Below are 14227 nucleotides of genomic sequence, written 5' to 3'. Positions count from 1 at the left end.
CTTCGACCGAGCTGAAGGAGCAGACGATGAGTTCAGTGGGAACCCCCGGTGAGGGTCAGTACTGGTACAACGTGAACACCAAGACGATTGAAAAAGGTGCGCAGTCGGACTGGTCCCAGCTTTTGGGCCCATACGACACCGAAGCGGAAGCACGCACGGCCATGGACAAGGTTCAGGCACGCAACGACGCCTGGGACGCCGAGGACGAGGACGACTAACCCGCTCAAAACGTCGGGAAACGACTTTCCGGGGTGATTCAGCTGCCAATGGCCGCTGTATCACCCCGGATTACGTGTATCTGGTGGACTCGCGCCACCAGATTTTGGCTACTTGTCGAACTCGTACTCCGAAGACGGGAACGAACCGGAGAGCACATCTTGGTGGTATGCGCTGACCGCGTCGGAGACTACGGTTCGCAGGTCCGCGTATTTCTTGACGAACTTCGGAGTGCGTCGCCCACCCAGGCCCAGCATGTCCTGCCAGACCAGCACCTGGCCGGTGGTCGAGGAACCTGCGCCGATTCCGATGGTTGGGATCACCAGTGCCTGGTCAATGACCGCGGCTGCGGGGCTGGGGACCATCTCCATCAGGATGCAGAATGCGCCGGCATCCTGGAGTGCTAGGGCATCTTGCTTCATGATCTCGGAAGTTTCTCCGCGTCCTTGGATGCGGTACCCGCCCAGGGCATGTTCTGACTGAGGGGTGAATCCGATGTGACCGATCACCGGGACGCCGGCTAGGACCATGGCGCGGACGTGTTCGGCGTAGGCTGCGGTTCCTTCCATCTTTACCGCGTGGGCATGTCCTTCTTTCATAAGCCTCACGGCGGTTTCAACCGCCTGGGCCGGGGACTGCTCGTAGCTGCCGAACGGAAGGTCCGCGACAACCATGGCGCGTTTGCTTCCGTTGGCTACGGCCTTGGTAAACACGATCATTTCATCGACGGTGATGGGCAACGTGGACTCATAACCAATGACGGTATTGGCAGCAGAATCGCCCACCAGAAGGATTTCGATTCCTGCTTCGTCGAAGATCTCGGCCATCATGACGTCATATGCGGTTAACATGGCGAATTTTTCGCCGCGCTCTTTAGCTTGCTGTAGATGGTGAACCCGGATGCGGGACGGGCCTTTTTCAGGGTTCGCTGCGTATGGTTGGGGCATGAAACGACTTTATCGCACTTAGTGCAAGCGGTGCTTGCACGAATAACGGGGTCAAAACGTTATAGTCTTGCAACAGGTCAACATTACTACGGGCCTAATGGGCGCCGGACTCTAGGAATTACAAGGCGGTGGAATATGGATCGTCAGCAAGAATTTGTGCTGCGCACCATTGAGGAACGAGACGTTCGATTTGTGCGGATGTGGTTTACCGATGTGGTCGGCTCGCTGAAATCGGTAGCGCTGGCACCAGCCGAAGTTGAAGACGCATTCGAAGAGGGCCTCGGCTTCGACGGCTCATCGATTGACGGCCTCTCGCGGATCTCCGAATCCGACATGCTTCTGCAACCAGACCCTGCCACCTTCCAGATACTTCCTTGGCGCGGCGAGACCGAACCGACCTCACGGATGTTCTGCGACATCCTGACTCCCGAGGGCCAGCCGTCCAATGCCGACCCCCGCCAGGTGCTCAAGCGCCAGCTGACCGAAGCCGCGAATATGGGTTTCACCTGCTACACCCATCCCGAGATTGAGTTCTATCTGCTGAAAAACTCGGAGTTGGACGCCGAAGGGCGGCCTCAGCCGATTGACAACGGGGGATATTTTGATCATGTCCCCGATGGTGTCGGTCAGGATTTCCGCCGCGCCTCGGTTACTACGTTGGAAGCGCTGGGAATTTCGGTGGAGTTCTCCCACCATGAAAACGGTCCTGGGCAGAACGAGATTGATCTGCGTTACGCGGATGCGTTGCAGACCGCCGACAACATCATGACCTTCCGCACCGTCATCAAGGAAATGGCCATGCAGAAGGGCATTCATGCCACGTTTATGCCCAAGCCTTTTGCCGAGCACCCGGGCAGCGGCATGCACACTCACTTCTCCCTGTTCGAAGGCGACGTGAACGCATTCTTTGAGGCTGGGCGTGAATACCAGCTATCAGATGTGGCTCGCTCCTTTATCGCCGGGATCTTGCGCCATGCGCAGGAAATGACCGCAATTACCAACCAGTTTGTGAACTCCTACAAGCGCCTGTGGGGTGGGGGCGAAGCCCCGAGCCACCGTTCGTGGGGGCACAATAACCGTTCGGCATTGGTCCGTGTGCCGCTCTACAAGCCGGGCAAGGGTCAAAGTGCGCGTGTTGAATACCGCGGCATCGACTCGGCCGCCAACCCCTACCTGGCCTATGCCTGCCTGCTAGGTGCCGGCTTGAAGGGGATCCGGGAAGGTTACGAACTGGAAGAACCTACCGAGGACGATGTCTGGAGCCTTTCCAATGCTGAGCGTCGGGCGTCGGGCCATGTGCCGCTGCCCGGCAGCCTGCATGACGCGCTGCGTGCCATGGAGGAGTCTGAACTCATGGCTGAAATTCTTGGTGAGCAGGTGTTCAATTCGTTCTTGGCCAACAAGCGGGCCGAATGGGAAGAATACCGCCAGATCATTACGCCTTACGAACTGGATAAATATTTGGGGATTCTCTAAACGATCCCCGGCGCACCTGTGCGTCACCTAGTCAGGAGTCAACGATAACGCCATGACAGAAGTTTCCTCACGATCGCTGATCAATGCCGGATTCTCCGACATCGAACGGGCCAAGAAATTTCTTGATTCCAAGGAGCTATCCGCCTTGGACCCGCAACTGATTGTGAAGATGATGGCGCATGCGCCGGATCCTGATCAGGCGTTGTTGCTTGCCCTTCGCTTGGTGGATCGCCATCCGCAGGCTGCCAAACTATTTCTGGAATCCGATAGCTGCCAGGCCCTGCTGCGGTTGCTTGGCAGCTCGTCTGCGCTGGGTGAGTTCCTCATTCGCTGCGAAGATGCGCTGCAGATCGTCAGCAAGGCACCCTCCACCGGGTTCGTCCCGGTTTCCGCAGAGCACCTGCGCGAAAGCATGCTGGCGGCGGTAGGTGCTGAGCAGACACCCAACGGCCACTGGGTTGCGGCCTGCACCGGCGCTGAAGCGCGGCAGAAACTGCGTGTCAGCTACCGACTGGCCTTGTTGTCCCTGGCGTTTCGCGACCTGGGCGCCGCCCAGCCGCAGTGGGTGATGCCCCAGGTTGCCGCGGAACTGGCTGACATGGCCGCCGCCGCCCTTGAAGGTGCGCTGGCGGTGGCTCGTGCCGAGGCCGGAGAGCAGTACTCGCCCGAGCAGGTTGACCAGGTGAAGCTGGCGGTAATCGGCATGGGCAAATGCGGGGCCCGGGAACTGAACTACATTTCCGACGTGGATGTCATCTACGTGCACGGTTCGTTGCCGGGGATCGAGGAAGACCTCGCCGCGGCGATCGCCACGGTCTTGTGCGGCAATACCGCACGCGCCCTGATGGTTCCCGGCCCGGAACCAATGTTGTGGGAGGTGGACCCCAACCTGCGGCCTGAGGGCAAGGACGGGGCCTTGACCCGCACCCTGTCATCCCATGAGGCGTACTATCGCCGCTGGGCGCATTCGTGGGAGTTCCAGGCGCTGCTCAAGGCCCGGGCTATTGCAGGGGATGCGGACCTGGGCTCCGCCTACGAGCGGATGGTCTCGCCGATGGTCTGGTCCAGCTCGGAACGCGACGGGTTCGTTGAATCGGTGCAGGCGATGCGCCGACGGGTGAGCGATAATATCTCCAAGGACGACGTGCCATGGCAGATCAAACTCGGCCCTGGCGGGCTGCGCGACGTGGAATTCACCGTGCAGCTCCTGCAACTGGTCCACGGCCGCGTTGAACCCTCGATCCAGGTTCCCACCACCACACTGGCCATCCAGGCGATGAGCGAGACCGGCTACATTGGCCGCGAAGATGCCACCAACTTCGACGGGTCCTATCGTTTTCTGCGGTTGCTGGAGCACCGAATCCAGCTGAGCCAGCTGCGCCGCACACACCTGATGTCGCGGGGTGAAAATGCCCAGAGGATCTTGGCTCGGGCGATCCGCGGGGCAGGAGACCTGCAGGCAACCAGCCCTGAGAAACTGCTGCGCCGCTGGAATGAGACCAAACGTTTGGTGCGCTCACTGCATGAGCGGATCTTCTACCGCCCGTTGTTGGTCAGCAGCTCCAACCTGTCGGCTGACGACGTCAGGCTCACGGCCGAATCCGCGCAGGCCCGACTGCGCGCCCTGGGATATCTGGACCCCAAGGCCGCCATGCGCCACATCGAGGCGCTCACCGGCGGGGTTGCCAGGCGGGCCGCGCTGCAACGTCAGCTGCTGCCGGTGCTCTTGGATTGGTTTGCCCGCGGGGTGGACCCGGATGCCGGGCTCTTGGGATTCCGCCGGCTCAGTGAATCTCTGGGCAAAACCCATTGGTTCCTGGGGATGCTGCGCGACACCAATGCCGCCGCCGAACGGTTGAGCCACCTGTTGTCCAATACCCGCTTCCTGACGGACCTGCTGGCCAACGAGCCGGCCGCGGCCGCCTGGCTGGGTACCGACAGCTCGCTGCTGCCGCAAAGCCGCGAGAGCCTGCTGCAGCAGAACGCGGCGATCATCCAGCGAACCAAACAGCCCGAGGCAGCGATCCGGCAAATCAGGTTGGTCCGCCGACGCGAGTTTTTGCGGGTCGCACTGGCTGACGGTGCGGGGTTGCTCAAAGTCAACCAGGTGGGTCAGGCCCTTTCCGACATCGACGGGGTCATGATCGACGGTATTCTCAAGGTGCTGCTCGCGGCGGATCAGGCTGAACACGGCGCGCACACCCGCATTGCCGTCATCGCCATGGGCCGCCAGGGTGGCGCGGAGATCGGGTATGGCTCCGATGCAGATGTGCTGTACGTCCAGCGCCCGGAGGCCGGCGCCACAGACCAGCAGGCCCAGGAACAAGCCTCGCGTGTGGTCACCGAGCTGATGTCGTGGAGTTCGAAACCGCTGAAGCCCGCCATCCCCGCTGAGGTCAAACTGAAAATTGATTCAGACCTTCGCCCCGAGGGCAGGCAGGGAGCCTTGGTCCGTTCATTCGACTCCTATGCGGCGTATTACGAACGCTGGGTCGAGGTCTGGGAACGCCAGGCGTTGCAACGTGCTCGCCCGTTTGCCGGAGACGAACAGCTCGGCCAAGACTTCATGGTGCTCATTGAACCGATTCGTTATGGGCGAGGGCTGAACGATGCGGAGATCAAGGAAATCCGGAAGATCAAAGCGCGGGTGGAAGCCGAGCGCCTGCCACGCGGTGCCGATCCCAATCGGCATTTGAAGCTGGGGCGTGGATCGCTCTCAGATGTCGAGTGGTTGGTGCAGTTTTATCAGCTGCAGTATGCGTGGAAACATCATGAACTACGTACGCCCTCCACGCTGTTGGCGTTGGATCAGCTGGCGGCCTTGGAAATTATCACCGAGGAACAGGCCGAACAGCTGGATATCGCTTGGCGGTTGGCCACACGTATCCGGTCCGCGGAAATCATCACCTCCGGGCGTTCAAGTGACGTGCTTCCCAGCTCCGCACGGGATATGGAAGCGGTGGCGCGTTGGTGCGGCTACGAACCGAATACCGGTATGGAGCTGGAAGAGGACTATTTACGGGCCACCAGGCACTCCCGCGCATTGTTTGAGCAGCTCTTCTACGGCTTTGAAAACTGACCCAAGATGTCCCTGACACAAATTCACCAAGAGCAGTGGAACGTCGCCAGCGATCAATACCGCGTATGGCAGCAACGGTGGTACCTCGGCTTGGGGGAGGACTTCTGGGCTCAGTCGGTGCAGGCGCTACTGCGCTGGGAAGTGAAAACGCGCAGCGGTTTTCGTCTCACCCCGCAAGAGAAGGTGAGTGTCGGTGCACGGCCGGTCATCACCGTACCGGTTGGACCGTTCACCATTCATGAACCCGTTGAGGTATCGGATCTGGTGGACCAGGCTAACCTAGCAGGGTTCGCGTACCGCACCCTGCCCGGGCATCCGGTCTCCGGCGAAGAAGCGTTCATCCTGCAACGGCAGGGGCCAGCGGTCTTTTTGGAGATCCGCTCGCTCACGACCGCTTCTGACCGCCGGCTATGGAGAATACTTTTCCCACTACTGCTCCTTACGCAAAAACTCGTCAGGCGGCGCTACAGGCGGGCACTGAGGCAACAGCAACCGTAGGTAGGGACAGGTGTTGGGCAGTCACCAGCCAAGATTTCGCCCTGTCCTGCTCGTTCTTGGCGCGGGAGGGGATAGGCTGGGGTCACGGTTCCAATTTGGTTCGGTGAATCCGGTTCCTCCGGATGAACCGCGCAGACGAGGGGGAGTACGTCATGGATCTACGCTTTATGCAGGCAGCTGTTGACCAATCGATGTTGGCTTTGGACAGTGATGACAGCGGTCCATTTGGTGCGGTGGTGGTCCTGGACGGCACTGTGATCGCCGCGGGGTACAACACCGTGGTTCACGATTCCGACCCGACGGCCCACGCCGAGGTCAACATGATTCGCCTAGCGGGCCAGGTGTTGGGGACTTTCGACTTGTCCCAGTGTGAGCTCTACACCAGCTGCGAGCCGTGTCCCATGTGTCTCGGCGCCATTTACTGGGCGCGATTCAAGCACGTCTATTATGCTAACGACCGCCAAGATGCCGCTAATATTGGGTTTGACGACAACTTCATTTACACCGAACTAGAGCTCCCTATGGGCGAACGCCGCATTCCCTTCACCAAGGTCGAGTTGGACTCAGCGCGTGGCGCCTTTGAATCCTGGGCCGCGAAAGCCGACAAAAAGGAATACTAGCCATTGCAGCTTAGCCGTGAGAAATGGTGAGCCGGCGAGCGATATCAGGCCAGGATACGTGGATTCGTTCGGTGGGTTGCAACGCTTTGGTGCGCAGGGCATTGGCAAGCACGATCCCTTGTGGAGAGACCTCAACAATGCTCAGTACCTCGGTGCGCTCCGCTGAGCCGTCATCGAGGACCCAAGTGTCCATGACTTCGCGGATGCCACGTTCGAGGAGTAATTCTTCACCGGTCAAATACTCGCAGCCTTCGGTCACTGCGTGGCCGAGAATATTACGCGGAATCACCTGGTTGTAGTCCGGATCGCACGGATCAAGGTACCCCACGGTTTCACCGTCTTCGCGCTGCACACTGACCCACTGTGAATAGTCCATAGACTCAGCCTACCGCTGTGAACAAAAAAGCTGGGTTCCACCAAAATTGGTGGAACCCAGCCTTTAGTGATTCGCGGGTATCGCGAACCTCAGATTAGCAGCCGTAGTACAGCTCGAACTCGTATGGGTTCGGGCGCAGGCTCAGTGGCTTGATTTCGTTTTCACGCTTGTACTCAACCCAGGTCTGGATCAGGTCTTCGGTGAATACGCCGCCTTCGAGCAGGAAGTCATGATCGGCTTCCAGAGCCTTCAGTGCTTCCTCAAGGGTTTCCGGCGCACGCTGGATGTCCTTGGCTTCCTCCGCAGGAAGCTCGTAGAGATCCTTGTCGATCGGGTCAGCAGGCTCGATGCGGTTCTTGATGCCGTCCAGGCCAGCCATCAGCTGTGCTGCGAAAGCCAAGTATGGGTTCGAGGAGGCATCCGGTGCGCGGAACTCAATACGCTTGGCCTTAGGGTTCGAACCGGTGATCGGGATGCGGATACCAGCCGAGCGGTTGCCCTGCGAGTACACCATGTTGACCGGTGCTTCGTAACCCTTGACCAGACGGCGGTAGGAGTTCACGGTTGGGTTGGTGAAGGCCAGCACCGCGTCAGCGTGCTTCAGCAGACCACCAATGTACCAGCGCGCGGTGTCGGACAGGCCTGCGTAGCCCTTTTCGTCGTAGAACAGCGGATCGCCGTTGCTCCACAGCGACTGGTGCACGTGCATGCCCGAGCCGTTGTCGCCGAATACTGGCTTTGGCATAAAGGTTGCGGACTTGCCCCAAGCATCAGCCACGTTCTTCACCACGTACTTGAACAGCATCAGTTCGTCGGCTGCGTGAACCATGGTGTTGAACTTGTAGTTGATCTCAGCCTGGCCGGCGGCGCCAACCTCGTGGTGGCTGCGCTCAACTTCGAGCCCGGCGTTGTCCAGCTCGACACAAATTGCATCGCGCAGGTCTGCCTGCTTATCGGTTGGCGAAACTGGGAAGTAGCCACCCTTGTAAGGGGTCTTGTAACCCTGGTTGCCGCCTTCTTCCTTGCGGCCGGTGTTCCATGGAGCTTCGTCCGAATCGATCTTGTAGAACGCGCCCTGTGGGTTGGATTCGTAACGGACGTCTTCGAAGATGAAGAACTCTGCTTCAGGTGCGAAGAACGCGGTGTCGGCGATGCCGGTTGACTCCAAGTATGCTTCAGCACGCTCGGCCACACCACGCGGGTCACGGTGGTAAGGCTCACCGGTACGTGGGTTGATGATCGAGAAGTTGAATGCCAAGGTCTTTTCGATACGGAAAGGATCGATGAAGCCGGTAGTGACATCCGGGACCAGCTGCATGTCTGATTCGGAGATTCCAGCGAAGCCACGGATTGAAGATCCGTCGAACAGCTGGCCGTTCACGAAGAAGTCTGCATCTACGGACTTTGCTGGCACGTTGAAGTGCTGCTGAACACCTGGTAGGTCGGTGAATCGAACGTCAACGAACTTGATGCCCTCTTCGGCGATATAAGCCAAAGCTTCTTCTGGACTCTTAAACATGTGCAGGTTACTCCCTGGTGAGATTTGAGTTTGGTAAACCGAACGATCATGCGAAGTGATCTGATCTGTTCTCTTGCTTACTCGTTAACCTTACCTAGGATCCGTTTCTTATTGGTGTCTCGATTGTTTCGTCCGCGTTACAAGCGCGAAGTTCGGGCGTGTCGTGCGTCTCTGACCAGTGCAAAAACCGTGTTGTAACATTCCTGCGCGGGTGGGAAATCCGGAAAATCATACACACAGGGTGCACCGATAGACTTAAGCTGTGGAACGCAAAGACTTTAGTTCATGGCTTGAAGGCCCGCCCCAGCTTAACTCTCAACGCTGGCCGGGGGAACATCTGGGTCGTCCAGAAAAGGGCCCTGGCTCAATCGGACGTCTACCCAGCCGACTTGGAGCAATTTGTATTGATTGGGCCTTGTCGATGTTGCTGAGCTGGTGGCTTTTTGATCTTGGTGATTTGGCAACACTTGGTTTGTTCTGTCTGGGGCAGATCGTCGGTGTGGGGATCACCGGGCACACCATTGGACATCGTATTTTTGGGATGCAGGTTCAGTCGATAAATGGTTCGGCGGTCAAGCCCCTGCAGGGGCTGATCCGATCGGTGCTGCTGTGCTTGTTTGTCCCGGTACTCATCGTTGACAAGGACCAGCGCGGCCTGCATGACCGCCTCGCCAAGAGCATTCTGGTGAAGATCCGTTAAGGCGTCGTTAGTCCTAGCCTCAAAACGCTGTGGTGATCCCTGGGGAAGGACCTGAGACAAAAAAGAAACCGCATCGATTGATGCGGTTTCTTTTGATTTGACTAGCCTCGTGTTGCGCGACGATTCGGGCGTACACGATTCGGGTCGATACCCTTTGGAATCGGCAGACGATTCGCAGTCAGGGTGCTCAGCCGCTTTTCAACGGCGCTCACCTCAAGCTTGGTGATCGACTTGGGCAGCTTTTTCATCTTCTTGGCTACATCTTCCAAGGCGACCTGGTCTTCGTCCTGACCGGCGTTGATCACATGGATGGGAACGTTCGGTAGGACACGACCCACACGTTTGCGTTCGGAAATGATCAGATCACGCACTCGGGACTTCGGTCCTTCGGAAACCAGCACCACTCCAGGGCGGCCGATTGCCATAAAGACAAGATCCTGATGCCGGTTGTAGGCGACTGGCTCCTCCTTGAGGATCCATCCGCGACGCAGCACACTCATCGCTGCGCCGGCAGCGCCAGGGCGACCAACCAACTGCGAGAAGGCGGCCTTCTCTGCGCGGCGGGACATGATGTACATCGCAGCGAGCAGAGCCAATGGGATCGAAATGATCAGCGTGGTGACCCAGTTATTGATCAGCAAGCCGATAACGAGGCCCACGGCAATAATTCCCAGGGCAGCCAGCACCATCCACCAAACGACCATAGGGTCGTGGCGGCGGGTCATCTGGAAGACTTGGCCGATCTGCTTGAGGCGACCGGGCTCTTTGTTCTGCTTTTCAGCTTTTGGTTTACGCGAAAAAAGCCCACGCTTTGGTTGCGAGGCAGCGTCGTTGTCGGAGTTTTTGGCCATAGTGCCTCAATTCTACGCGATGAATCTATGAGATCTAATCCGGAGCGGGAATTTGCCGGACGCACTTCACTAAAGATGTGTGAAAACGCACAACGTCCCGGCCCGAAGTGTGAATCGTCGATGATCAACTTCGGGTCGGGACGAGAGCAGTGGTGGTGTCTACCGAGTGTCAGCCTGGACTTCTAGCTGTGAACTAGCGAAGCGGCTTCCTGGCGGGTGTCGCCGGAGGACTCGATGTGCGCCAAGGCCTCAGGGATTTCACGGCCCTTTTTGCGCATCGCACCGGCCCACAACCGTCCAGCACGGTAGGAAGAGCGAACCAGGGGACCGGACATGACCCCGGCGAACCCAAGTTCTTCGGCTTCCTGCTGAAGCTCGATGAATTCTTGGGGCTTGACCCAGCGATCAACCGGAAGGTGGCGTTCGGTTGGTCGCAGGTACTGGGTGATGGTCAGCAGATCGCAACCGGCCTCATACAGGTCGCGCATGGCCTCGGAGATTTCTTCACGGGTCTCGCCCATTCCCAGAATCAGGTTCGACTTGGTGATCATGCCGCGTTGGTGGCCATGGGTGATGACTCCCAATGAGCGCTCGTAGCGGAACGCCGGGCGAATGCGCTTGAAGATGCGCGGAACCGTTTCAACGTTGTGGGCGAACACCTCCGGGGCGGAATCACAGATGGCGTCCAAATTTTCTGGTTTTCCGGAGAAATCTGGAATCAGCAGTTCCACGCCGGTGGTTTCGTTAAATTGGTGGATTCGCCGTACCGTTTCAGCATAAAGCCAGACACCCTCGTCTTCGAGGTCGTCTCGAGCAACACCGGTGACGGTGGCATAACGCAGATCCATCTTCTTCACGCTCATGGCGACCTTGAACGGCTCGGAGCGGTCCAAGGCTGATGGTTTGCCAGTGTCGATCTGGCAGAAGTCACAACGTCGGGTGCATTCTGATCCACCGATGAGGAATGAAGCCTCACGGTCTTCCCAGCATTCAAAGATGTTGGGGCAGCCTGCTTCTTCGCAGACCGTGTGAAGTCCTTCGGACTGCACAAGATTTTTTAGGCCCACGTACTCGGGGCCGATGTTAAGTTTTGCTTTGATCCACTCTGGTTTGCGTTCAACGGGAACGGCAGCATTGCGTTTTTCAACGCGTAGTAGTCGACGACCTTCTGGCTCGATGCTCATTGACTGTTCTTTCTGAGGAAGGGTTTGTACTCTATACGACCTGGGGAGTGAGGAGACGCTCAAGCTCCTGTTGAACACGATCGACTACGTCGCTAGGCGAGACGTCGTATCCAAGTTCCTTGGAAATAGTGGTGACACCGGCATCGGTGATACCGCACGGAATGATCTGCTCATACGCGTTCAAATCGTTGGAGCAGTTTAATGCGAAACCGTGCATGGTTACACCGTGGTTGATGCGGATCCCGATGGCCGCTATCTTTCGGTCCTGCTCTCCGTCTGCACCGGGTACCCAGACTCCGGATCGTCCCTTAACCTGCACGGTTGGGATGCCGTATTCGTCGACTACATTGATCAGTGCTTGTTCGAGGGTTTCCACATACAGCCGAATCGCGCTGATTTTGCGCAACTTGACGATGGGGTATCCAACAAGTTGGCCAGGTCCGTGCCAGGTGAGTTTTCCACCTCGGTCCACCTCCACTACCGGTGTTCCGTCGAGAGGCAGGTCCTCGGGTTCAGTCCGTTTGCCAGCCGTATACACTGCTGCGTGTTCGAGGAAAAGGACTTTTGGGGTTAGTTCGTCCGCGGCTACCGCATCATGCAGCTGGATTTGGTAGTCCCAGGCTTGCTGATACGGAATATACTCTGTGCCGAGTCCGACTCTTTCGAATTCGATCGCCATGGGGGTTACCCTACGCCGTTGAACCAGCGGTCGCTAATTCACCGCGAACAGGTGCGCTTGTGGATAACGAATTTGCAATTCACGGTTTTTGGTAGAACGGGAACATGGATGAATCAACAAATGTTTTGGCCTGGCCCACCTGCCCCGGCTACATGACAGTTAAGCCGCTAAGTACCAAGTCACCATGCAAAGTCTGGCTTATTCGCCGTGAATCGGATCAGCAGTATATGGTGCTGAAACTTAGCCAAACTATGGAAAATGTGGCATCTCGGCGGCTTGAGAGTATGACTACTGCAAGGAAATATGTCGTCGATATTTACGGTTTGCTGACAACTCAACTAGGTGAGGGCCTGCTGATGGAGTACTGCCCCGGGGGCAGCATTGCTGAATTGGTGACACAGCGTTCTGCCTTTGAGCTTGGCGAATGTGTCACCGCTTTGGCCCCGATTGCCCAGACCATTGCCGGGTTGCACCTTGAGGGACTGCGCCACGGTGACATCTCTCCGTCGAACATCTTGTTAACGGCGCAAGGTATGCCGAAGATTATTGATTTTCAAGAGTCATCGCTGGGGCAGGACGTTCCTGCTACGGCCGGCACACCGGGTTTTGTGGATCCTCTGGCGCTCCAAGGCGGGGAGGAGGAAGTATTCGGCTCCCAAGACGTGTATGCATTGGGCAGTTGCCTTTGGTACCTCTTGGACGGTGAGCCGCCCGACGAGGCCCACTTCAGGCCTCCGGTGCGCGTTCAATTTCCGTTGGTTCCACAGATCATCCAGGAGCTGCTAGCGCAGTCGTTGGATCAGGATCCGCGGCTGCGGCCCACCGCCGACCAGTTTGCCAGAACATTGTTTTCGAGCACACCGGCGCAACCGATTCGCTGGGAGGGATTCATCGACCCCGATGGCAATCAATTAATGGATACGATCCACCCTGAGCTTGAGCGACGCTCTGCGCGTCGGGGCAGGGAGCGCCTGGCCGCGGATTCCCGCAAACGATGCCGTCAGTCAAAGATCGATTCGGACTGGCACGGCCACCTGCTTCGACGAACTCCCGGTGGGGCCAAAATCGTCATCACCCTCGCGGCGGGAGCTCTGGTGATGGCTGCCAGCTTCTTTGGCGTGAAATACCTCCTGCCCGGTCCGAATGCAGACCCTGCGGCTCAGGCCGCCCCTCCGGTCAATGAAGCAGGCTGCCGCATTTTGGACGTGGGCGAAGTACCGGCCTGCGCCTTCGAAGCGGACACGGTGATCGCAAGTTTCCTGGAGCTCTCTGCGCAACGTGATCGCGCGATGAATGAATCAGATGCTCGTGCGCTAGCGAAGATCTATGTCGAGGGATCGGATCAGCTTTTGAGGGATCGGCAAACCCTGGCCACGATGAGCGAACTGAATCTTCGCTTCAAAGGGCTTGCAACCAGCATGGAAAATATTTCAGTCCAGGCCCGTGGCGCCGCAAACACCGTAGTTCTCAATGCGTACTCGACGCAGAGCGCTTATAGCTATGTCGACTCCGCGGGAGCTATCAGGCATCAGGTCGCGGCGGGGGAGGGCGAATGGATCCGGGTGGAAGTCGAGCTGGTTGACGGGCAATGGCGTTTAGGTCTGGTGCATAGCCGTACCCAATGAATGCGGCCGGTTGAGCGAAATCGTTAAACGAAGAAGCGACCGTCTTCATGAATTCATGAAAACGGCCGCTCACGGTGTGTGGTGGTTTGCTGCTGGATTAGGTCCAGATCACAGCGATAGCGATGTTGATGAGCGCGAGCCCGCCAACCGCGTGGGCGATGCCGGTGGAAACCTCTTCGCCGGCCTTGACCTTCTTCCGGCCGATGAACGCTGCCACGGCGATGCCCAAGGCGATAACTACCTTAACGCCGATCTTGATGTGGTTAAGGTCTCCACCCTGTGCTTCGACCAGGCCCACCAGTGCAAGCCCGGTGACCAGCTGCAACAGGGCACCGTACCACTGCCAAATGTTGACTGTCGGGGTTTTGAAGTTTGCTAGCCAGCCGCCAAAGATCGCGGCCGCACCGAGCACGTGCAGAAACACGAGGAGAGAAAGTGCGAAAGTCATACTCCTAGC

14 protein-coding genes are annotated in these 14227 nt (G+C 58.1%); 7 read left to right on the top strand and 7 right to left on the bottom strand.

Annotated elements, in window-relative coordinates:
* Window positions 1-26 precede the first annotated feature (26 nt).
* On the top strand, window positions 27-218 hold the full coding sequence (locus ACIOWL_RS19230; protein WP_400388940.1) for an SPOR domain-containing protein: 192 nt from the start codon (window positions 27-29) through the stop codon (window positions 216-218).
* 108 nt (window positions 219-326) lie between these two features.
* Here the strand turns inward: ACIOWL_RS19230 and panB are convergent, their stop codons facing one another.
* On the bottom strand, window positions 327-1163 hold the full coding sequence (gene panB / locus ACIOWL_RS19225) for a 3-methyl-2-oxobutanoate hydroxymethyltransferase (RefSeq protein ID WP_400388937.1): 837 nt from the start codon (window positions 1161-1163) through the stop codon (window positions 327-329).
* 135 nt (window positions 1164-1298) lie between these two features.
* Here panB and glnA (ACIOWL_RS19220) point away from each other — a divergent pair, with 135 nt between their 5' ends.
* The 4 genes from glnA (ACIOWL_RS19220) to ACIOWL_RS19205 all read left to right on the top strand — a co-directional run bounded on the left by glnA (ACIOWL_RS19220) (window position 1299) and on the right by ACIOWL_RS19205 (window position 6836).
* Window positions 1299-2639, top strand: a complete 1341-nt coding sequence (gene glnA / locus ACIOWL_RS19220; protein ID WP_400388934.1) for a type I glutamate--ammonia ligase — start codon at window positions 1299-1301, stop codon at window positions 2637-2639.
* Window positions 2640-2691: 52 nt separating this feature from the next.
* Window positions 2692-5718 carry a bifunctional [glutamine synthetase] adenylyltransferase/[glutamine synthetase]-adenylyl-L-tyrosine phosphorylase gene (locus ACIOWL_RS19215; protein ID WP_400388931.1) on the top strand — a complete coding sequence of 1009 codons (3027 nt, stop codon included), beginning with the start codon at window positions 2692-2694 and terminating at the stop codon, window positions 5716-5718.
* 6 nt (window positions 5719-5724) lie between these two features.
* Window positions 5725-6216, top strand: a complete 492-nt coding sequence (locus ACIOWL_RS19210) for a DUF1990 family protein (protein WP_400388928.1) — start codon at window positions 5725-5727, stop codon at window positions 6214-6216.
* Between the two features lie 152 nt (window positions 6217-6368).
* Window positions 6369-6836, top strand: coding sequence for a nucleoside deaminase (locus tag ACIOWL_RS19205; protein ID WP_400388925.1), 468 nt, complete (start codon window positions 6369-6371; stop codon window positions 6834-6836).
* Between the two features lie 10 nt (window positions 6837-6846).
* Here the strand turns inward: ACIOWL_RS19205 and ACIOWL_RS19200 are convergent, their stop codons facing one another.
* The gene (locus tag ACIOWL_RS19200) at window positions 6847-7212 is read right to left on the bottom strand and encodes a hypothetical protein (RefSeq protein WP_400388922.1); all 366 of its coding nucleotides are present in this window, start codon (window positions 7210-7212) and stop codon (window positions 6847-6849) included.
* Window positions 7213-7306: 94 nt separating this feature from the next.
* Complete coding sequence (gene glnA, locus ACIOWL_RS19195; protein ID WP_400388920.1) at window positions 7307-8731, bottom strand: type I glutamate--ammonia ligase; 1425 nt, start codon at window positions 8729-8731, stop codon at window positions 7307-7309.
* Window positions 8732-8993: 262 nt separating this feature from the next.
* Here glnA (ACIOWL_RS19195) and ACIOWL_RS19190 point away from each other — a divergent pair, with 262 nt between their 5' ends.
* On the top strand, window positions 8994-9431 hold the full coding sequence (locus ACIOWL_RS19190) for an RDD family protein (RefSeq protein ID WP_400388917.1): 438 nt from the start codon (window positions 8994-8996) through the stop codon (window positions 9429-9431).
* Window positions 9432-9532: 101 nt separating this feature from the next.
* Here the strand turns inward: ACIOWL_RS19190 and ACIOWL_RS19185 are convergent, their stop codons facing one another.
* The 3 genes from ACIOWL_RS19185 to lipB all read right to left on the bottom strand — a co-directional run bounded on the left by ACIOWL_RS19185 (window position 9533) and on the right by lipB (window position 12172).
* The gene (locus ACIOWL_RS19185; protein WP_400388914.1) at window positions 9533-10282 is read right to left on the bottom strand and encodes a DUF4191 domain-containing protein; all 750 of its coding nucleotides are present in this window, start codon (window positions 10280-10282) and stop codon (window positions 9533-9535) included.
* Between the two features lie 182 nt (window positions 10283-10464).
* Window positions 10465-11466 carry a lipoyl synthase gene (gene lipA, locus ACIOWL_RS19180; RefSeq protein WP_400388911.1) on the bottom strand — a complete coding sequence of 334 codons (1002 nt, stop codon included), beginning with the start codon at window positions 11464-11466 and terminating at the stop codon, window positions 10465-10467.
* A gap of 31 nt (window positions 11467-11497) precedes the next feature.
* Window positions 11498-12172, bottom strand: a complete 675-nt coding sequence (lipB, locus tag ACIOWL_RS19175; protein WP_400389085.1) for a lipoyl(octanoyl) transferase LipB — start codon at window positions 12170-12172, stop codon at window positions 11498-11500.
* A gap of 257 nt (window positions 12173-12429) precedes the next feature.
* Here lipB and ACIOWL_RS19170 point away from each other — a divergent pair, with 257 nt between their 5' ends.
* Window positions 12430-13770: a protein kinase gene (locus ACIOWL_RS19170; protein WP_400388909.1), complete on the top strand. Its 1341-nt coding sequence runs from the start codon at window positions 12430-12432 to the stop codon at window positions 13768-13770.
* Between the two features lie 97 nt (window positions 13771-13867).
* Here ACIOWL_RS19170 and ACIOWL_RS19165 read toward each other — a convergent pair whose 3' ends face one another.
* A complete protein-coding gene (locus ACIOWL_RS19165; RefSeq protein WP_400388906.1) occupies window positions 13868-14218 on the bottom strand; it encodes a hypothetical protein in 351 nt (116 codons plus the stop codon).
* Window positions 14219-14227 lie beyond the last annotated feature (9 nt).

This window comes from Glutamicibacter sp. NPDC087344 (assembly GCF_044744225.1).
Classification (GTDB): Bacteria; Actinomycetota; Actinomycetes; order Actinomycetales; family Micrococcaceae; genus Glutamicibacter.
The sequence above is the reverse complement of the archived record's forward strand: the minus strand, read 5'-3'. Positions and strand labels throughout refer to the sequence as shown.